17 protein-coding genes are annotated in these 18,457 nt (G+C 65.0%); 4 read left to right on the top strand and 13 right to left on the bottom strand.

What is annotated here, in order from left to right; all coding sequences use genetic code 11:
* Positions 1–2: 2 nt before the first annotated feature.
* The 7 genes from rnc to rpoZ form a co-directional block, all read right to left on the bottom strand.
* Complete coding sequence (gene rnc / locus AUL28_RS16080) at positions 3–728, bottom strand: ribonuclease III (protein ID WP_062234463.1); 726 nt, start codon at positions 726–728, stop codon at positions 3–5.
* On the bottom strand, positions 716–1,450 hold the full coding sequence (gene lepB, locus AUL28_RS16075) for a signal peptidase I (protein ID WP_058636726.1): 735 nt from the start codon (positions 1,448–1,450) through the stop codon (positions 716–718). The genes rnc and lepB overlap by 13 nt, the downstream gene beginning before the upstream one ends.
* A gap of 158 nt (positions 1,451–1,608) precedes the next feature.
* Positions 1,609–2,016 (bottom strand): holo-ACP synthase, encoded by a 408-nt coding sequence (gene acpS / locus AUL28_RS16070; RefSeq protein ID WP_058599849.1) that lies wholly within the window; start codon positions 2,014–2,016, stop codon positions 1,609–1,611.
* The gene (locus AUL28_RS16065; RefSeq protein ID WP_058636707.1) at positions 2,016–2,612 is read right to left on the bottom strand and encodes a DUF2062 domain-containing protein; all 597 of its coding nucleotides are present in this window, start codon (positions 2,610–2,612) and stop codon (positions 2,016–2,018) included. The genes acpS and AUL28_RS16065 overlap by 1 nt, the downstream gene beginning before the upstream one ends.
* Positions 2,613–2,639: 27 nt before the next feature.
* On the bottom strand, positions 2,640–3,218 hold the full coding sequence (gene pyrE / locus AUL28_RS16060) for an orotate phosphoribosyltransferase (RefSeq protein ID WP_058636708.1): 579 nt from the start codon (positions 3,216–3,218) through the stop codon (positions 2,640–2,642).
* A gap of 35 nt (positions 3,219–3,253) precedes the next feature.
* The gene (locus tag AUL28_RS16055) at positions 3,254–5,431 is read right to left on the bottom strand and encodes a RelA/SpoT family protein (RefSeq protein ID WP_062234461.1); all 2,178 of its coding nucleotides are present in this window, start codon (positions 5,429–5,431) and stop codon (positions 3,254–3,256) included.
* 112 nt (positions 5,432–5,543) lie between these two features.
* Positions 5,544–5,951 (bottom strand): DNA-directed RNA polymerase subunit omega, encoded by a 408-nt coding sequence (rpoZ, locus tag AUL28_RS16050; RefSeq protein WP_058599853.1) that lies wholly within the window; start codon positions 5,949–5,951, stop codon positions 5,544–5,546.
* Positions 5,952–6,179: 228 nt separating this feature from the next.
* Here rpoZ and AUL28_RS16045 point away from each other — a divergent pair, with 228 nt between their 5' ends.
* Positions 6,180–6,776 carry a LabA-like NYN domain-containing protein gene (locus AUL28_RS16045; RefSeq protein ID WP_058599854.1) on the top strand — a complete coding sequence of 199 codons (597 nt, stop codon included), beginning with the start codon at positions 6,180–6,182 and terminating at the stop codon, positions 6,774–6,776.
* Positions 6,773–7,465 carry a uracil-DNA glycosylase gene (locus AUL28_RS16040; protein WP_082640515.1) on the top strand — a complete coding sequence of 231 codons (693 nt, stop codon included), beginning with the start codon at positions 6,773–6,775 and terminating at the stop codon, positions 7,463–7,465. The genes AUL28_RS16045 and AUL28_RS16040 overlap by 4 nt, the downstream gene beginning before the upstream one ends.
* Before the next feature lie 3 nt (positions 7,466–7,468).
* Here AUL28_RS16040 and AUL28_RS16035 read toward each other — a convergent pair whose 3' ends face one another.
* The 3 genes from AUL28_RS16035 to dapA form a co-directional block, all read right to left on the bottom strand.
* Complete coding sequence (locus tag AUL28_RS16035) at positions 7,469–8,053, bottom strand: peroxiredoxin (RefSeq protein ID WP_062234708.1); 585 nt, start codon at positions 8,051–8,053, stop codon at positions 7,469–7,471.
* Between the two features lie 103 nt (positions 8,054–8,156).
* A complete protein-coding gene (gene smpB / locus AUL28_RS16030) occupies positions 8,157–8,633 on the bottom strand; it encodes an SsrA-binding protein SmpB (protein ID WP_058599855.1) in 477 nt (158 codons plus the stop codon).
* A gap of 92 nt (positions 8,634–8,725) precedes the next feature.
* Positions 8,726–9,610: a 4-hydroxy-tetrahydrodipicolinate synthase gene (gene dapA, locus AUL28_RS16025; protein ID WP_062234459.1), complete on the bottom strand. Its 885-nt coding sequence runs from the start codon at positions 9,608–9,610 to the stop codon at positions 8,726–8,728.
* A 320-nt stretch (positions 9,611–9,930) separates the two neighbouring features.
* Here dapA and AUL28_RS16020 point away from each other — a divergent pair, with 320 nt between their 5' ends.
* Both AUL28_RS16020 and AUL28_RS16015 read left to right on the top strand, forming a co-directional pair.
* A complete protein-coding gene (locus AUL28_RS16020; RefSeq protein WP_062234455.1) occupies positions 9,931–12,126 on the top strand; it encodes a lytic transglycosylase domain-containing protein in 2,196 nt (731 codons plus the stop codon).
* Positions 12,127–12,338: 212 nt separating this feature from the next.
* A complete protein-coding gene (locus AUL28_RS16015; RefSeq protein WP_062234453.1) occupies positions 12,339–14,330 on the top strand; it encodes a BCCT family transporter in 1,992 nt (663 codons plus the stop codon).
* Positions 14,331–14,373: 43 nt separating this feature from the next.
* Here AUL28_RS16015 and AUL28_RS16010 read toward each other — a convergent pair whose 3' ends face one another.
* The 3 genes from AUL28_RS16010 to AUL28_RS16000 are packed head-to-tail and all read right to left on the bottom strand — an operon-like array spanning position 14,374 to position 18,388.
* On the bottom strand, positions 14,374–16,086 hold the full coding sequence (locus AUL28_RS16010; protein ID WP_062234451.1) for a glycerol-3-phosphate dehydrogenase/oxidase: 1,713 nt from the start codon (positions 16,084–16,086) through the stop codon (positions 14,374–14,376).
* A complete protein-coding gene (locus AUL28_RS16005) occupies positions 16,086–16,856 on the bottom strand; it encodes a DeoR/GlpR family DNA-binding transcription regulator (RefSeq protein ID WP_062234449.1) in 771 nt (256 codons plus the stop codon). The genes AUL28_RS16010 and AUL28_RS16005 overlap by 1 nt, the downstream gene beginning before the upstream one ends.
* Positions 16,856–18,388 (bottom strand): FGGY-family carbohydrate kinase, encoded by a 1,533-nt coding sequence (locus AUL28_RS16000; RefSeq protein WP_062234446.1) that lies wholly within the window; start codon positions 18,386–18,388, stop codon positions 16,856–16,858. Before AUL28_RS16000 ends, AUL28_RS16005 begins: the two co-directional genes overlap by 1 nt.
* Positions 18,389–18,457: the final 69 nt, after the last annotated feature.

Raw genomic sequence — 18,457 nt, 5'->3', positions numbered from 1 at the left:
ACTTACGATTGGGTCTTGCCAGCCTCAGACTGCCAGACGCCCTCGCGCAGAAGAATGACCTCCGCCGCGTTTTGTTCGGCGATCCGCTTGGACCGCCCGCGCCCTTCAGCCGGCTCGTAATTCGGCACGCTCGCGCGCACGGTGAAGATCGGCTCGTGATCCGGACCGCTGCGCTCGATCTGTTCATAGACGGGCGGAACGCCCGCCTGCTTGTGCGCCCATTCCTGGAGCTCGGTCTTGGGATCTCGCCGGGCTTCGGCGACTTGGCCGAAGCGCTCTTCCCAATGAGTCAGGATGAAGCTGCGCGCAACCTCCAACCCATGGTCGAGATAGATGGCGGCGATCAGCGCTTCCACGACATCGGCGCGGATATTGCGGTTACGCCCTGCGGCCGCGCGCTTCAAATCGGCGCCGTGGCGAATGAATTCCGGCAGGCCGAGATCGTCGGCAACGGCCGCGCAGGTTTCCGCGCTGACCAGCGCGTTCAGCCGAAGCGAGAGATCGCCCTCGTCCGACTGGGGAAACAGCTGAAACAGCTTCTCGGCAATGGTGAGGCCGAGCACCCGATCGCCCAGGAACTCCAGCCGCTCGTAGCTCGAACTCGATCCGGATTTGACGAGGCTGGAATGGGTCAGGGCGCGCTCAAGGCGCGCCCTGTCCTTGAAGGTGATACCGAGGCGCTCTTCCAGCCGGTCGAGCGCGGGGCCGGAGCCCCTCACCCGAGCCATGTGAGGATCCGGCTCGGCCGCAGGCTGGTCGGCCAGCGCCAGAATTCCAGAGGCGAGGCGTCGTTCTCCATGGAGAAGAAGATGACCTGCGCCTTACCCACGAAATTCTCGAAGGGCACGTAGCCGACGTCGAAGCGGCTATCGAGCGAGTTGTCCCGGTTGTCGCCCATCATGAAATAATGACCGGGCGGCACGAGGAACTCGCGCGTGTTGTCGCCGATGGAATCGGGATCGGCGTCGAGCGTCAGATAGGTCACGCCATTGGGCAGCGTCTCGCGAAACTGCGGAATCTGCGTGCCGCCGCCGGTGACGAAGAAGCCGGCCGGGTCTTTGGGAACCGCCTGACCGTTCAGATAGAGAACGCCATCGCGCATCTGTACGCGGTCACCGGGAAGGCCGATCAGACGCTTGATATAGTCGGTCTGCGGCTCGCTCGGCTTGCGGAACACCACGACATCGCCGCGATGCGGATCGGAGGCGAGAATGCGCCCTTCGAACAGATCTGGCGAAAAGGGCAGCGAGAATTTGGAAAAGCCGTAGCTCCATTTGGAAACGAAGAGATAGTCGCCGATCAGAAGCGTAGGCATCATCGAGCCCGACGGGATCGAGAAGGGCTGAAACAGGACGGTGCGGATGACGAGCGCCAGAAGAAGCGCCTGGACGATGACCTTGATCGTCTCGCCCCAACCTTCCTTCTTCTTGCCAACGGTCCGGTCGACCATGCGGAGTCCTTCCTGTTCGCCGCCCTGCCCGCGCGCCATCGGCTCGTGCCGGATGGTCTCATGCCTGAAAGGGATTCGGCCGCGGCCCTTATCGAGGCCGCCCTATGCAACGGGCTCTGTAAAGCCTCGCCGGCCCACAGGCAATCGTTAGAGAAGTGTTAAGCGCACTCTTGCGGCAGCGCTTCGATGATGACGAAAGCCTGCGCGAGCGGAAAATCGTCCGTGATCGTCACATGGATCACGGGTCGATGGCCGGCCGGCATCAAGGCCGCCAGACGCTCGGCCGCCCCTTGCGTCAACGCCATGGTCGGCTTGCCGCCCGGCAGGTTGACGACGCCCATGTCACGCCAGAAGACGCCTTGCGACAAGCCGGTTCCCAGCGCCTTGGCGCAGGCTTCCTTGGCGGCGAAGCGCTTGGCGTAGGAGGCCGCGCGCTGAGCCCGGCGTTCGGATTTGGCCTGTTCGATCGGCGTGAAGACACGGGCGATGAAACGCTCGCCGTGCCGCTCCAGCGTTTTTTCGATGCGCCGGATGTCGATCAGGTCGCTGCCGATTCCCACGATCATCAGGCGGCATCCTGCCGAATGGACGTCATCATGGCGGGACGCGGGCGCGCGGCGGCCTTTTCCTGAGCACGCCTGGCGCGGGCGGCCTGAAATGAACTCGCGCCCCAGCGAACCAGGACATAACTCACCAAGCCGAAGCCGAACCCAAGCGGCACAGAGCCAACCAGCATAGGCTTGAGATACGGCTCCCAGATGGCGGAAATGTTGAACTGCGCCAACGCCGCCTGCAAACCGGGAGGCGCCTCACCGTTCGGCACCTCGGCCCGCAGCACCCAGCGCCCGACCTCGTAGGTGGAGGCCCAGATGAAGGGAAAGGTCAGCGGATTGCCGGCAAGGCACCCGAGCGCGGCGGCCGCCATGTTGCCGGCGATGCAATAGGCAAGGGCGAAGGCGAGCAGGAAGTGAAACCCGATAAGGGGCGTGAAGGTCGCGAAGACGCCCGCCGCAACACCCGCCGCGATGGCATGGGGCGTGGCGCGCAGACGCAGAACGCGCTTCTGCATGTAGCGCAGCGAACGGCGCCAGGAGCGGCGCGGCCACAGGGCCGAGCGCACGCGCTGCAATCGAGTTTCTGGCTGGCGCCGCCGAAACAGCATCGGAATCCTAAACGTTCAGAGGAAGCGTCACAGCGACCGGCTACCCGGCTTGATCGGCGCAATTGCGGCAAGCTCCGGCGGCAGATCGTCGGGATGATAAGCCGGAACCTCATATTGAGCGAGGGAAATCAGGGGGATGCCGATATCGGCCTTGCCTGCCGAACGGTCCACCACGCAGCCCGCCGCCAGAACCTCGGCACCCAGATCGCGCAGGCAGGTGATCGTTTCACGGATCGACAGGCCCGTGGTCACGATATCTTCCACGATCACCACGCGCGCGCCTGCGGGAATTTCGAAGCGGCGCAGGCGGAACGTGCCGTTCTCACGCTCCACATAAATCGACGGAGCGCCCAGATGCCGAGAGGTCTCATAGGCCGGGATAAGGCCGCCGACCGCCGGGCCGACGATATAGTCGATCTCGCCATCCACGCTGGCGCGCAGCTTCTCGGCCAGCGCCTTGCAGAGGGTCTCGGTGTAGTGCGGGTGCATGAAGACCCGCGCCTTCTGCAGGAAGATCGGGCTGCGCAGGCCCGATGTCAGGATGAAGTGCCCTTCCAGAAAGGCGCCCGCCTTGCGGAAAATGTCGATGACGTCGTTCGTGTCCATATGGTTCGGCCTGCCCCAGCGATTCCCTGCCGGGTTCAGCCGTTCACACGAACCACGTCGGTCACGCAAGCCTTTCCGCGCAACTGATTGATCGTTCGGGTCAGATGCTGGAGATCCCAGACCTCCAGATCCATCACCATGCTGGACACGTCAGGCGCGGTCGCCGTCAGCGAGAGGCTGTGGATATTGGCGTCGTTGAGGGCGATCGTCTCGGCGATTTCGGCGAGCGCCCCCGGCTCGTTCAGAGCGCAGAGCTTGATGCGCGCGGGATAGCGCTGCGTCATCTGAGCGTCCAAATCCCAGCGCGCGTCGATCCAGCGATCAGGCACGTCGTCATAGGCCGTCAGCGCGGAAGACTGGATCGGGAAGATCGTGATCCCCTGCCCCGGCTCCAGAATACCGATGATACGATCGCCCGGCACCGCCCCGTCCGGGTTGAAGCGCACCGGCAGATCGCCATGCGTGAAACCGTTGGAGCCACCCTCCAGATGGTTCGGCAGACGGAACACCATGCCGGTGCCCGACTTCAATGTGAACCAGCCGTCGCCATCCGGCTTGGCGGAGGTCTTCGTGACTCGCGTGTCCTGAAAATCCGGATGGACGGCGCGGAACACGTCGTTGGATGCCAACTCGCCGCGCCCGACGGCGGCCAGAGCATCCTCGACATCGCGATGCCCGACCTTGGACAAATAGGGTTTCAGCCCGTCGCGCGTGAAGGTCTTGCCGGCGCGCTGGAAGGTGCGCTCCAGAATTTGCTGACCCAAGCCGCAATATTGCTTGCGAATGGCGAGGCGCGTCGCACGCCGGATCGCCGCCTTCGCCTTGCCCGTGACGGCGACGCTCTCCCAAGCCGGGGGCGGTGTCGCAGCCTTGGAACGAATGATCTCGACCTCGTCGCCATTGGTGAGTTCGGTGACGACGGGCATGATGCGCCCGTCGATCTTGCAGCCGACGCAGGTGTCGCCAACGTCGGTATGAACGGCATAGGCGAAGTCGATCGGCGTCGCGCCGCGCGGCAAAGCGATGAGGCGGCCTTTCGGCGTGAAGCAGAAGACCTGATCCTGAAACAGCTCCAGCCGCGTGTTTTCGAGAAACTCTTCCGGCTGATCGCCTTCGGCCAGCATCTCGACGGTGCGGCGCAGCCAGGCATAGGCCGAGGATTCGGTGGAAAGCGCGTGCTCGCCATCCTTGTAAAGCTCATGCGCCGCGATGCCGTATTCGGCGATGTGGTGCATGGCCTGCGTGCGGATCTGAAGCTCGACGCGCTGGCGCGAAGGGCCGACGATCGTCGTGTGGATCGAACGATAGTCGTTCTGCTTCGGGATCGAGATGTAGTCCTTGAAGCGGCCGGGTACGAGCGGCCAGGTCCGGTGGACGATGCCGAGCGTGCGGTAGCAATCCTCTTCCGTGCCGACGAGGACGCGGAAGCCAAAAATATCGGAAAGCTGCTCCAGCGACAGCGCCTTGCGCTGCATCTTGGAGAAGACCGAATAGGGCTTCTTCTGCCGGCCGGAGACCTGCGCCTCGATCCCGTTTTCCTTCAGCTTCTCGGTCAGCGTGCGCTCGATCTCGTTGATCGTCAGCGCGTGGCGATCCATGAGTTCAGCGAGCCGAGTCGAGATGGTCTCGAAAGCCTCCGGGTTGAGATGCTTGAAGGACAGCGTTTCCAGTTCCTCGCGCATGTCCTGCATTCCCATGCGCCCGGCGAGCGGGGCATAGATATCCATCGTCTCCTGGGCGATGCGGGCGCGCTTCTCGATCTTCATATGATGAAGCGTGCGCATATTGTGCAGGCGATCGGCGAGCTTCACCAGGAGCACGCGGATGTCGTCGGCGATGGCGAGCAGGAGCTTGCGCAGGTTCTCGGCCTGGGCAGCCTTTTTCGACACGAGGTCGAGCCGCTTCAGCTTGGTGAGGCCTTCCACCAGCTGGCCGATCTTGGCGCCGAAGAGCTGGTCGATCTCCTTGCGGGTGGCGTCCGTGTCTTCGATCGTGTCGTGCAGAAGGGCGACGGCGATGGTGGCTTCGTCGAGATGCAGCTTTGTGAGGATCGCGGCCACTTCCAGCGGATGCGAGAAGTAGGGATCGCCGTTCACGCGCATCTGTGCACCATGCTTCTGCATGGCGTAGACATAGGCCCTGTTCAGAAGAGCCTCGTCGAGGTTTGGCTTGTAGGCCGCCACGCGCTCGACAAGCTCATACTGACGCATCATGACCGGACGCCGTCTCCATCTGAACCGAAAAGGGGGCGCCGACCCTGAAGTCGGCACCCCCTCTATATAGGTTGCATTGCGAAAGCCGAGAAAGGCCCAATCGCGTCGCAGATTAGAAATCTTCGTTCTTTTCCGGCGGGATGAGGCCTTCGATGCCGGCGAGAAGCTCGTCTTCCGACATGCGGTCGAAGGCGACATTGTCGTCGTCGTCCTCGGAAGCCGTGATGACGCCTTCGCTCGGGCCTTCGAGCAGCGCGCTCGAGGTCGGCGCGGCGGGCTCGGGCTCGTCCACCTCGACATGCTTCTGCAGCGAGTGGATGAGGTCTTCTTTCAGATCGTCGGGCGAAAGCGTTTCGTCCGCGATCTCGCGCAGCGCGACAACCGGGTTCTTGTCGTTGTCGCGATCGACCGTGATCGGCTGGCCCTGGGCGATCTGGCGCGCACGGTGGCTGGCGAGCAGGACGAGCTCGAAACGATTCTCGACCTTATCGACGCAATCTTCTACGGTGACGCGGGCCATGGCCTGTCTCCTCGGGAACGGGGGCAAGAAGCTGAACCGTCCGTGTAGTCCCTTGACAAATGAATCTCAAGGGGCAGCCATCGTTTTATGGCATTCGCATTATATTATGCCCCATTGGCGCCATACGACTTCCGCCCTATTTCGCGTCGTATATAACGCCTTTGTGTCCCGTCCGCGGAACGGGTTTCAGGCTCCTTCGCTTCCCATCGCATTTCCGAAAGCCCCTCCATGTTCGATCCCCGCGAAAAGATCGCCCTCTTCATTGATGGAGCTAATCTCTACGCCACCTCCCGCGCGCTGGGATTCGACATCGACTACAAGAAGCTGCTGACGGCCTTCCAGAAACGCGGCTATCTTCTGCGGGCCTATTACTACACGGCGATGATCGAAGATCAGGAATACTCTTCCATCCGCCCCTTGATCGACTGGTTGGACTATAACGGCTACACCGTCGTCACCAAGCCGGCCAAGGAATTCACGGATGCCATGGGCCGGCGCAAGATCAAGGGCAATATGGATATCGAACTAGCCGTCGATGCCATGGAGCTGGCCGAGACGGTGGATCACTTCGTGCTCTTCTCGGGCGACGGCGATTTCCGCTCGCTGGTCGAAGCGCTGCAGCGCAAGGGGCGCAAGGTCTCGGTCGTCTCCACCTTGTCTTCGCAGACGCCGATGATCGCGGACGATCTGCGCCGGCAGGCCGATCATTTCATCGACCTGCGCTCGCTTCAGACCGAGATCGGGCGCAATCCGGCCGAGCGCGAGGCCCGGCTGGCGCGCCGGCTGGAAGCGGACGAGACACTGCCCGTCGAAGACAACGATTGATCACGGGCGGTTTTCTCCTCGTGCATCCGACAGAACCCGACCAGGCCGCCCCGCCCCACGACTGCCCCATCTGTCCGCGCCTTGCGGCCTTTCGACAGGAATGGCGGGAGCGCGAGCCGAGTTGGCACAACGGCCCCGTTCGCTCCTTCCTGCCACCGGAAGGCCCAGAGAGCGTTCGGCTTCTCGTGGTGGGCCTCGCGCCGGGCGTGCGAGGCGCCAACCGCACCGGCCGGCCGTTCACGGGCGATTATGCCGGCGATCTTCTCTATGCCACGCTGAAGCGCTTCGGTTTCGCATCGGGCGAGTTCGAAGCGCGCCCCGATGACAGTCTGCGGCTCGTGGGCGCGGCGATCACCAATGCCGTGCGTTGCGTGCCGCCCGAAAACAAGCCGAACGGCCAGGAGATCAACGACTGCCGTCGCTTCCTCGTGCCGACGATCGAAAGCTTCCCGCATCTTTCCGCCATCGTCACGCTCGGACGCATCGCGCATGACTCGACTCTTCGCGCGCTCGGCGCGAAACTGAAGGACGCGCCGTTCAGCCATGGCGGCGCGCACGAGGTCTCCGGCCGCTTCGTCGTGTCGAGCTATCATTGCTCGCGCTACAACACCAATACGGGGCGACTGACGGAAGCCATGTTCGCGGACGTCTTCGAGACCGTCGCCCGGCGTCTCGGCCAAGGCAGCTGAGGCCTAAAGCGGGCGCGCGCGATGCGCCTCTCGCTCGTCGCTCAGCCAGTCCAGAACCTCTTCCGCGTTCTTGTCCGGCGGGAAGATCGGGTAGAAGACTTTCACGATCTCGCCGTCCCGCGCGATCATCGTCAGGCGCTTGAACAGCGTGTCGCCGTCCACGTCGAAGACCGGGACATCCAGCATCTCGACCAGTTCGAGCGTGGCATCCGACAGAAGCGGAAACGGCAGATGCAGCCGCTCCACCGCCTCGCGCTGATAGGCCGTGGTCTGCGTGGAAATGCCGAAGACATGCGAGACATCCAGCGCGCGCAGCGCCGCGAAATGATCTCGAAAACCGCAGGCCTGCGGCGTGCAGCCCCGCGCGCCCGGAATCTCGTTCCACCCGCCGGGTAGCGGCAGCCCGGGGCGGCCGGTCATGGGATAGAGATAGAGGACGGTCAGCCCATTCAGGCGTGCCAGATCGATCGTGCCGCCCGACGTGGACGAGAGCGAAAGGGACGGCAGCCGCCGCCCCACCAGATGCGACGCTCCGCCGTCGTCTCTCGGAGCCTCCAACCCTTCGGGCAGAATGGTGAAGTCCGTCATCTCGCAGCCTCCCAGATGCGCCGGGGCCATGCTGAGCCGAGACGCTTCGCCGCGCAAGTGGAATATGCGTGAGGGCTGGGAGGCTGCTTGGAAACTCGGCGCGTCAGTCGCGCCCGCCCTCTTTCAGCACGCGCTGCTTCTGCCGGTTCCAGTCGCGCTCTTTCATAGTTTCGCGCTTGTCGGGCGCATTCTTGCCGCGCGCCACAGCCAGTTCGAGCTTCGCCCGCCCCTTCTCGTTGAAGTAGATCTTGAGCGGCACGAGCGTCATTCCATCGCGCTGCACCGCGCCGGCCAGCCGGTTGCGCTGGGCGGCGTGAACGAGGATCTTGCGACGGCGCTTGGGCTCGTGGTTGAAGCGATTGGCCTGGAGATATTCCGGTACGTTGGAATTGATCAGCCAGATCTCGCCGCCCTCCTCGGTCGCATAGGATTCGGCGATGGTCGCCCGCCCCTCGCGCAGCGACTTGACCTCCGTGCCCGTCAGGACGAGGCCGGCCTCCAGCGTGTCGATGATCTCGTAGTGAAAACGCGCCTTGCGGTTTTCGGCGGCGACATTGTTTCGTGCCGGCTTCTTGGCCATGGGGTCCGTCCGGTTGCGAAACGGGGCGCCGTCAGCGCCCCGATCGTCATGAATGTGATCTCGCCTCTAGATGAGGCTGGAGAGGCCGCTCGTCAATTCAGAAGCCCGGCATGGCGCAGCGCGGCGTCGATCGCAGCCTCGGTCGAAGCCTCGATCGGAACCAGCGGAAGGCGCACCACAGCGCGGCCCTTGCCAAGGCGCGACAGGGCATATTTCGTGCCGCACAGACCCGGCTCCATGAAGATCGCCTTGTGCAGGGGCATCAGACGATCCTGATACTCCAACGCCCGAGCGAAATCGCCGCTGAGGCAGGCGTTCTGGAACTCGGCGCACAGGCGCGGCGCGACATTGGCCGTCACCGAGATGCATCCATGGCCGCCATGCGCGATATGGCCGAGCGCGGTGGCGTCCTCGCCCGAAAGCTGGATGAAATCCGGGCCGCAGGTGATGCGCTGTTCGGACACGCGGTCGAGCTTGGCGGTCGCGTCCTTGACGCCGACGATGTTGGGGAAGTCCGCCGCCAGGCGGCCCATCGTCTCGGGCGTCATGTCGATCACCGAGCGGGGCGGAATGTTGTAGATGATGATGGGCTTGGTCACCGCGCGCGCCACGGCGGCATAATGCTCGTAGAGCCCGCGCTGGGTCGGCTTATTGTAATAGGGTGTGACCACCAGAATGCCGTCCGCCCCCGCCTGCTCGGCCGAGCGCGCGAGGTCGATCGCCTCGATCGTGTTGTTGGAGCCTGCGCCCGCGATCACCGGAACGCGGCCGGCCGCCGTCTCGATACAGAGTTCGACCACGCGCTTGTGCTCGTCATGGGTCAGCGTCGGGCTTTCGCCGGTCGTTCCCACGGGAACGAGACCGTGCGTGCCCTCCGCGATCTGCCATTCCACGAGGTCGCGAAACGCCGCCTCGTCCACGCTGCCGTCCGTGGCAAAAGGGGTCACTAGAGCCGTCATCGAGCCCTTGAAGGTCATGTCGTCACTCCCGGCGACTGAAATAGTGAGGGGATGGTCCGCCACGCGAAGCGCGAGAATGCCGGCAGCTATCGACCATCCACGCCGCGGCGAAGCGGCTTTTCAGCGCTCTCGCCCCCGCGCGGACGCGGCACCATAATAAAGCCGCCGATGGGAGACAAGCGACAAGCCGTATGGCGGATGCGCCGTCCCCCGGTCTGTGGTGCCGGGCCGACATGCGAACCGGCATGGTTTACGAGTTCTTCATAGCGATGGTGGAAAGTTCGTTGATCTTACGCCTTTCGAGGCGTCCATGTGATGGCATTCTGACGGGATTCACCATGAGACACGCGACCCGCGCCAAGGTCCTTCTTCTGCCGGCCGTTCTGGCAGCGCTGATGGCCGGTTCAGCGAATGCGGAGTCTCTTCTCGACCGCATCCCCATGCCGAGCTTCAAGATGCCCTCGCTCGGCCTTGGCCTCGGGCGCGGGTCATCCGAGCCGGAGCCGAGCCAGGAACGCTTCGGCGCGCCGGCTCCCTCCGGCAATCCGCTGCTGCGCCAGCCCGGCGTGCCGAGCGCGGCGCCGGCTGCCGACACGATGGCCTTCACCTCCTCCATCGCGGCCATGGGCTCGCGCGTGTCCGGCATCGCGCCCATGCGCGGTGATCTGAAGGACGGGCTCGACGCAACCTGGCGCGACATTCCGCGCGCACTGGCCATTCGCGAGGGCATGGCGCCCGGCTCGCTCGACCGGCACATTCTCTCCTGGGCGATCGCCCTGCGCGGCACGACCGACGTTCCGGCCGCCGAAATCGCTCACACGGCGATGGAGCTGCGCAGCTGGCCCGGCATGAAGGTGATCCGCGCCAATCTGGAGCGCGCGCTGAACCGCGAGCGGATGCCGGCGCGCGACGTCGTGGCCGCCTTCGGGCAGGACGCGCCGCGCACGCCCGAAGGCGCGATGGCGCTTGCCCGCGCCTATATCGAGCTGGGTCAGGCCGGCAAGGCGAAGGGCCTGATCGTGCGCTTCTGGCGTCACGAGAAGTTCGACAAGGCGACCGAAACGCAGATGATGTCGAACTTCGGCGCGCTTCTGACGCGGGCCGATCACAAGTTCCGCATGGACATGCTGCTTTACGCCGACCGCGTGTCGGATGCGCAGCGTCTCGCGAGCCTCGCCAACGCGGAATCGCTCTTCCGCGCCCGCGCCGCCTCCATTCGCGGCGACGGCAATGCCGACGCGCTCCTGGTCAAGGTGCCGGCCAATCTGCGCTCGGACCCCAGCTATCTCTTCACCGCCGCCGAGAACTTGCGCAAGAAGGACCGGATCGAAGAGGCGGCGGCCTTGATCGAACGCGCCCCGCGCGACCGCGACAGTCTGGTCGATGCCGACGCATGGTGGAACGAGCGGCGCATCATCTCGCGGATGCTTCTGGAGAAGGGCGACCGCAAGGCTGCCTATCGCCTCGTCGCCAACCATTCCGCCGAAGGGCAGACGGAGGCCGTCGAGGCCGAGTTCCATTCCGGCTGGTATGCGCTTCGCTATCTCAACGATCCGGCGACCGCCGCCAAGCATTTCAGTCGCATCCAGTCGATCTCCTCGCGCCCGCTCTCGCAGTCGCGCGCCCTCTATTGGCTCGGCCGCGCGGCGGAAGCGGGCGGCCCCGGCAATGCGCGCACCTATTACGAGCAGGCCGCGCGCCATGGCGCGACCTTCTATGGGCAGCTGGCGGCCGCCAAGCTTGGCCGCAATCCCGGCCCGATCGCCTATCCCCGCCCATCGGACGCCGAGCGCCGCAACTTCGAGAACCGCGAGGCGGTGCGCGCCATCAAGCGTCTGGAGCAGATCGGATCGGAAAGCCGGGCCGACGCGCTCTACAAGGCGCTGGCGGAAGACCTCGACAGCCCCGGCGAACTCGCCATCCTCTCCTCCATGGCGGAGCGGCGCGGCGACCATGCGCTGGCGCTCACCGTCGGAAAGACCGCCTACGGGCGCGGCGTCAACGCGCCGGCCCTCGCCTTCCCGGTCGGCGTCATTCCCGAGAGCGCCAATATCTCGGCCAGCGGCAAGGCACTGGCCTATGCCATCGCCCGGCAGGAAAGCGCCTTCAACCCGCGCGCCAAGTCGCCGGTCGGCGCGCTCGGCCTCCTTCAGGTCATGCCGGCGACGGCCAAGGGCCTCGCCAAGAATGCCGGCCTTCCCTATTCGGACACCCGTCTCCTGAACGACACGTCCTACAACGCCCTGCTCGGCAGCCAGTATCTCGGCCAGCAGATCTCGAACTTCTCGGGCTCCTACATCCTAACCTTCGCGGCCTACAATGCCGGCCCGCGCCGGGCAAAGGAATGGATCGACCGGTTCGGCGACCCGCGCGGCCAGAGCATCGATAAGGTCGTGGACTGGATCGAGTTGATCCCCTTCACCGAAACGCGCAATTACGTTCAGCGCGTGATGGAGAATTATCAGGTCTACAAGATGCGCCTGGGCGCGGGCTTCGACATCGAGCGTGACCTGACTCAAGGCCGGCGCGGCTGATCGCCGGCAAGGCGAAAACCGATCGGGATAGCGTGAGGACAATCCTCGCGCCAAGGGCCGCGGCACCGAAGCTGCGGCTGAAAACCGGCCGATTGAGGGCGGAACTATGGCAGGGCCGGTTCCCATGACCGGATCGTCCACTAAGTCTTGATGACTAAGCTCTCGATGATCGGTCGAGGGCTTTTCGTCACGAACAAGGGACCACCTGCCTTTTGTCCGCATCCACGATCAACAAGCCGGTTTTCTTCACGGCCAGTGCCATCATCTTTCTGCTGGCGCTTTTCGGCGTCGCCGACCCGTCGGACGCCAACCGGATTTTCTCGGCCACGCAATCCTTTATTCTCAGTAGCTTCGGCTGGTTCTATCTGCTCGCCGTCGGCATTCTCGTTTTCACCGTCCTGTTTCTGGCGGTCAGCCGCTACGGCAATCTGAAGCTCGGGCCGGACGATTCCGAGCCGGAATATCGCTACATTTCCTGGCTGGCCATGCTGTTCGCCGCCGGCATGGGCATCGGCTTGATGTTCTACGCGGTGGCCGAGCCGATCCTGCATTACTCCGTGCCGCCCGAGGAAGCGCCCGGAAGCTTCGCCGCCGCGCGGCAGGCGATGTCGATCACTTTTTTTCATTGGGGCATTCACGCCTGGTCGATCTACGCGATCGTCGGTCTGTCGCTCGCCTATTTCTCGTTTCGATACAATCTGCCGCTGACGATCCGCGCCGGCTTCTACCCACTGATCCGCGAGCGCATCAGCGGGCCGATCGGCCACGCTGCCGACATCTTCGCCATCTGCGGCACAATGTTCGGCATCGCGACCTCGCTCGGCCTCGGCGTTCTCCAGATCAATGCCGGCCTCGGCTATCTCTTCGGCGTGCCGCAGACCGCGCTCGTGCAGGTTGGACTGATCGCCCTCGTCACGGCGCTCGCCACGCTGTCCGTCGTCTCCGGCCTCGACAAGGGGATCCGCCGCCTGTCGGAAGGCAATCTTCTGGTCGCCATCGTCCTGATGCTCTTCGTGCTGGCGGTCGGGCCGACGGAATTTCTGTTCCGCGCCTTTGTCCAGAACATCGGCACCTACCTGAACGATTTCGTGTCTCGGACCTTCAAGCTCTACGCCTACGAGCCGAAGAGCTGGATCAGCGACTGGACGCTCTTCTACTGGGCGTGGTGGATCTCCTGGTCGCCCTTCGTGGGCATGTTCATCGCCCGCATTTCGCGTGGGCGCACGGTGCGCGAATTCGTGATCGGCGTCCTGTTCGTGCCGTCGGCCTTCACCTTCTTCTGGATGACGGTCTTCGGCAACACGGCCATTTCGCTGGACATGGGGCCGGCTGCAGGCGCCATCTCGCGCGCGGTCGGCGCGGATATTTCCGTCTCGCTATTCCAGTTCTTCGAATATCTGCCCTGGTCTGGCGTCGCGTCGGTTCTGAGCTGCCTTCTGGTCGCAATCTTCTTCGTCACCTCGGCCGATTCCGGTTCCATGGTGATCGATACGATCGCGGCGGGCGGAAACTCCGACACGCCGACCTGGCAGCGCATCTACTGGTGCAGCCTGGAAGGGGCCGTCGCAGCAGCCCTGCTTCTGGCCGGCGGCCTCAGCGCGCTTCAGACCATGACACTGATCAGTGCCCTGCCCTTCGCGGTGATCCTGCTTCTGCTGGCCTTCGGTCTTTTGCGGGGCATGCGAGCGGATATGGCACGGCTCGACGAGCATCGGCAGGCCCAGCCCGCCATTCGCACTCGCTCCGTCAGCTGGCAGGCCCGGCTCGCGACCATCCTCAACCACCCGACCAAAGCGAGCGTTCGGGCCTTCGTGGAGAAAACCGTTCAGCCGGCGTTGGAAGAGGTTCGACGCGAGCTGGATCGTCGCGGTCTGCAAGCTGCCGTGGCATCCGGAGAGGACGACGGCATTTCCCTGACGGTTCAAGCGGAAGGGACGCGCAACTTCGTTTACGCCGTCGCCCCGGCGGCGCGCCCGGCCATGATGTTCTCGGCCGCCGAAGCCTCGCGGCCGGAAGCGCGCCGCGAGCAGGTCTGGACCGCGCGCACCAGCTTCTCAGACGGCTCGCGCGGCTATGACGTTCTTGGCTTCAGCCGGGACGATCTGATCGCGGACGTGCTCGCGCAGTTCGAGCGCTATCGACGCCTGACCCAAGCGCCGAGCACCGCGCTCTACACGACCTCGCCCGACCCGTTGCCAAGCTGATCGTGTCGCCACCGGCCGGAGCAGACCCGGCCGGCGGCGACGATTACAGGGTGACGCCGTGATAGGTCACGAGGCTTTCAGCGGTCTGCGTCAGCTCGCGCTCCCGGCGTGCCGGGTCCCAGCCGAGAACCTCGGCGGCATGGTCCGCCAGCCGCTCCAGCACCGGCCGCGTCACCTCCCCGCGAACGGCCAGCGTCGTGCGACGCAGCACGAGATCGCCGAGATGGCGGACGGCTTCCCACCGCAAGATGTAGTCGAGTTCCGACAGGCTGTAGTGCTCCGCGCCCGGCAGCCGGTCGGCATCCGTCCAGCGCCCGCGATGCCCCGCAATCGCGCGCGCAGTGGTGCCGTAGCGCGACAGGAGTTCGCCTACCCGATCGGCCGCAAGGCCGGATTCGCTCGCGACACGGGCGATCCAGGCGGCACGAGCCGCCTCGTCGGCCGGAAAATCTCGCCCACCGCCGATCGGTAGATGCTGCGTCGAGATTTTGCGCGCCCTGCCCAGCCGGGACAGGACGGTATCGGCCACTTCCTCGGCAAAGCCTCGAAAGGTCGTCCACTTGCCGCCGACCAGCGAGATGATCGGAAACGATCGTCCCGCGCCGGGCTCCATGACCGGAGCGGAATGATCGCGGCTGATGAGGCCGGGATTGCTGGCGTCGGAGGCCGGGAGCGGACGAATGCCGCTATAGGTATAGACGATCTGGTTGCGATCGAAGGACAGGCCCGGCAGGAGGCTGCGCAGGCTCGCCAGGAAATAGTCGATCTCGTCGTCCTCGCAGCGCACCGAGTCGGGATTGTTCGCCTTGATGTCGGTGGAGCCGACCAACGCGCGGCCGAGATAGTCGAAGACGAGGCAGATGCGCCCGTCATCCGCTTCGAAATAGATCATCCGCCCGTTCAACTGGCGCAGCAATTCCGGATGGTCGAGCAGAATATGCGAGCCTTTGGTGCCGCCGATCAGCTTGGTCTCAGCGCCCAGCCGGGCGTTCACATGGTCGATCCATGGGCCGGCCGCGTTGATCGTGATGCGCGGGCGAACCGAACGGTTCGCGCCATCGGCAAGGCGAAAGGCCACAGCGCCCTCGTCCAGCCCGAGAAGCTCGGCGGAATTGGCGGCGGCGGAGCGGGGCGAAGCGCGCAAGCCATCCTGCACGAGTTCGAGCACCAGACGCTCGGGCCGCGCGATCTTGGCGTCGTAATAGAGGCCGGTCGCCTTGATGGAAGGCGTCAGCATGGGCATGTCGCGCAAGGACTTGGCGCGCCCCGAAAGGCGATGACGCGGCATGACGCGATGGCGCGAGCCGTAGAAATCGTAGAGCGCGAGGCCGATCTTGATGAGCACGCCGCCCCGGCTGCGCGGCGCGGTGGTGGAGCCCATCAGCGTGCGCAGCGCCGCGCCGATGCCCTTGGTCCAGGAAAAGGCGGGAATGATCGTCGGCAACGGCTCGACGCAGTGCGGCGCGTTGCGCAGGAGGAGGTTTCGCTCCAGCGTCGATTGCGCAACCAGACCGAACTCGCCCGTTTCCAGATATTTGAGCCCGCCATGGATGAGGCGCGAGGGCGCGGCGCTGGTGCCCGAGCCGAAATCGCCCTTGTCGAGAATCAGGCAGGTCAGGCCCTGTTCGCAGAGATCGCGAAACAGGCCCGCGCCATTGACGCCCGCGCCCAGGATCAAAACATCGATCTCCCCGCCATCCAGGGCATTCAGGCGCGCGTCGGCGAAAAGCGAAGGGGTTTCAGGGAACGAGGTCATCAATCTGTCTCCACGAGACGAAGGGGTACGCCGGCCGCCTCCAGCGCGCGTCGCGGCTCGTCGCCCAGGTGGCGAGGCACGAGAACGGCGTCGAAGTCGGACAGGTCGGCGAAGTGATGCAGGGCGGATTTGCCGAATTTGGTCGTATCGAGCAGGAGCAGGCGGGAGGCGCAGGCGGCCATCATGGCCTGCTTGGCGCGCACGACCTGCCCGTCCTGAATGAAGGCGCTGGTGCCCGAGACGGCGGAGGCCGAACACACGAGGATATCGGCCCGCAGCCGCGCGATGGCGCTTTCACAGACATGGCCGATCAGCGCGTCATAGGTGCGATGATACTGCCCGCCGAGGCCGATCAGGTCGATCCCATCGATCTGCTTCAGATGCTGGGCGGCCGAGAGGCTGTTGGTGATGACGGTCAACGGCGCGCGCTCGCTTAAGTGCGGCGCGAGCGCCCCCGCCGTCGAGGAATCGTCCAGCATGACGACCTGCCCCGGTTCGATCAGAGCCAGCGCAGCTTGCGCCAGCGCGCGCTTCTCGGAGGTCGCGACCGTCTCGCGATAGCGATACAGGCTCTCGTAGATGCCGGTCGGCTGCGCCGACACGGCGCCGTGCAGCTTGCGCAAGACGCCTTGCGCGGCCAACTGGTCGATATGGCGATGGATCGTCATGCGCGAGACACCGAAATGCTCGGCCATATCGTCGATCCGCACCTGTCCGCGCGCGATGACATAGGTCGCGATCTCCTCGCGCCGATCGTCGCCCTTGCCCATCAGGCGTGGCCGGGACGGTCTGCGCCCATGGCTTCCAGTTCCAGCCAATAGGGCTTCAACGCTTCGGCGAGACGCGTGAAGAGGCCGAAGCGCTCATTCATCTCGGCCGTGCGTCGGGCGTCCGGCTCGAAGCTGCGTGTGATCGCGCTGAGATCGCGCGGATCGGCCAGAGGCGACGCGTAGAGCCCGACGCTCGCCCCGGCGCACAGGGCCGCGCCAAAGGCGGCCGCCTCCTCCGTGCCCGGGACCTCCACCGGCATTCCCAGAACATCGGCGAAGAGCTGCGCGAAGGCCGGGTTGCGCGAGCCGCCGCCCGTCAGCATGGCGCGCTCGAACGGGAAGCCGTCGCGCAGTGCATCGACATGGGTGCGATGGTTGAAGGCGATCCCTTCCAGCACGGCGCGCAGCATGTCGCCTCGTTCGTGCCAGCCGTGAAGGCCGAGGAAGCTCGCGCTCGCCGTGTCGCCATGCGGCGAGCCGAAGAGATAGGGATGGAAGAACAGGGTCGAAGGCCGGCGGAAGGCTCCGTCCATCTCGGCGGCCAGAACCTCATGGATGGACTGCCCCGCCTCAATCGCGGCGCGCTGGTCGCGCTCGCAGAGCCGGTCGAGAAACCAGTCGTAATTGGCGGTCGAGGCCGGCGAAATGGACATGTTGTTCCACTGGCCGGGCTCGATCGCGTTGCGGCAGAACCAGCGCTGGTCGGTGCGCGGGCGGGTGCTGACGACCTCGTTGATCGAATAGGTGCCGGCGACGATGCCGACCACATCCGGCCTGTGCGCGCCGATGCCGAGCGCCGAAGCGGTGACGTCATGCAGCCCGCAGGCGACGGGCGTACCCTCGCGAAGCCCTGTTGCATCCGCCGCCGCGCGCGTCACCGTGCCGACGCACTCGCCCGAGCCGAAGATGGGCGGCAGGGCAGCTGCGAGATCGTCCAATCCGAAAAGCGTCATCGCACCCGGCGAATAGGCTTGCGTGTTCACGTCGGTGAAGGAGGTGCTGGCCTCGGTGCGGTCGGTGCCGACCTCCCCCGTCAGGCAGAAGCGCAGCCAGTCCTTGCAGGCGAGGATATGGCCGATGCGTGCGAAATTCTCGGGCTCCTCCGCCTTCACCCAGGCGAGGAGCGCGGACGGCGCGGAAACATGCGGCGTCTGCCCGGTCAGCGTCAGGGCCTCAGTGAACAGAGCGCTGTCGCGCCAACGGGCGACGATATCCAGCGCGCGGCTGTCGAGCGAGAGGATGCCGGCACGCAAGGGCCGCTTGTCCCGGTCGAGGAGATAGACGCCGTCGCCATGCGCCGTCGCAGCCACCGCCTTGATGTCTTCGGCCGGCCGGCCGGACAGAGCGATGGCTTCCGCAATGGCCTCGGCGGTCGCCTTCCAGAGGCCGACGGGGTCGCGCTCCACCCAGCGCGGGCGCGGCATGGACTGCGGCACACGCCGCCGCGCAACGGACAATTGCGTTCCGTCCACGTCGAACACGACCGCCTTGGTGACGGTCAAACCATTGTCGATTCCCAGAAGGCTGGCCATGGGCATTCTCGCGTCGAACACGGCCTCCCCGGCCGCCCATGCGCATTTCTATCACTTTATAATGTGAAG

Origin of the sequence: Aureimonas sp. N4 (genome assembly GCF_001463925.1) — a bacterium.
GTDB lineage: Bacteria > Pseudomonadota > Alphaproteobacteria > Rhizobiales > Rhizobiaceae > Aureimonas > Aureimonas ureilytica_A.
This window is presented reverse-complemented; position numbering and strand designations above follow the sequence as displayed.

What these genes read in the sequence shown, in the direction of transcription:
- AUL28_RS16035 (WP_062234708.1), bottom strand. Translation starts at nt 8,053, where the DNA reads ATGACGGACTTCACCATTCTGCCCGAAGGGTTGGAGGCTCCGAGAGAC.
- AUL28_RS16005 (WP_062234449.1), bottom strand. Translation starts at nt 16,856, where the DNA reads ATGGGCAAGGGCGACGATCGGCGCGAGGAGATCGCGACCTATGTCATC.
- rpoZ (WP_058599853.1), bottom strand. Translation starts at nt 5,951, where the DNA reads ATGGCCCGCGTCACCGTAGAAGATTGCGTCGATAAGGTCGAGAATCGT.
- acpS (WP_058599849.1), bottom strand. Translation starts at nt 2,016, where the DNA reads ATGATCGTGGGAATCGGCAGCGACCTGATCGACATCCGGCGCATCGAA.
- AUL28_RS16010 (WP_062234451.1), bottom strand. Translation starts at nt 16,086, where the DNA reads ATGACCTCGTTCCCTGAAACCCCTTCGCTTTTCGCCGACGCGCGCCTG.
- AUL28_RS16045 (WP_058599854.1), top strand. Translation starts at nt 6,180, where the DNA reads ATGTTCGATCCCCGCGAAAAGATCGCCCTCTTCATTGATGGAGCTAAT.
- rnc (WP_062234463.1), bottom strand. Translation starts at nt 728, where the DNA reads ATGGCTCGGGTGAGGGGCTCCGGCCCCGCGCTCGACCGGCTGGAAGAG.
- dapA (WP_062234459.1), bottom strand. Translation starts at nt 9,610, where the DNA reads ATGACCTTCAAGGGCTCGATGACGGCTCTAGTGACCCCTTTTGCCACG.
- smpB (WP_058599855.1), bottom strand. Translation starts at nt 8,633, where the DNA reads ATGGCCAAGAAGCCGGCACGAAACAATGTCGCCGCCGAAAACCGCAAG.
- AUL28_RS16055 (WP_062234461.1), bottom strand. Translation starts at nt 5,431, where the DNA reads ATGATGCGTCAGTATGAGCTTGTCGAGCGCGTGGCGGCCTACAAGCCA.
- AUL28_RS16000 (WP_062234446.1), bottom strand. Translation starts at nt 18,388, where the DNA reads ATGGCCAGCCTTCTGGGAATCGACAATGGTTTGACCGTCACCAAGGCG.
- AUL28_RS16020 (WP_062234455.1), top strand. Translation starts at nt 9,931, where the DNA reads ATGAGACACGCGACCCGCGCCAAGGTCCTTCTTCTGCCGGCCGTTCTG.
- pyrE (WP_058636708.1), bottom strand. Translation starts at nt 3,218, where the DNA reads ATGGACACGAACGACGTCATCGACATTTTCCGCAAGGCGGGCGCCTTT.
- lepB (WP_058636726.1), bottom strand. Translation starts at nt 1,450, where the DNA reads ATGGTCGACCGGACCGTTGGCAAGAAGAAGGAAGGTTGGGGCGAGACG.
- AUL28_RS16065 (WP_058636707.1), bottom strand. Translation starts at nt 2,612, where the DNA reads ATGCTGTTTCGGCGGCGCCAGCCAGAAACTCGATTGCAGCGCGTGCGC.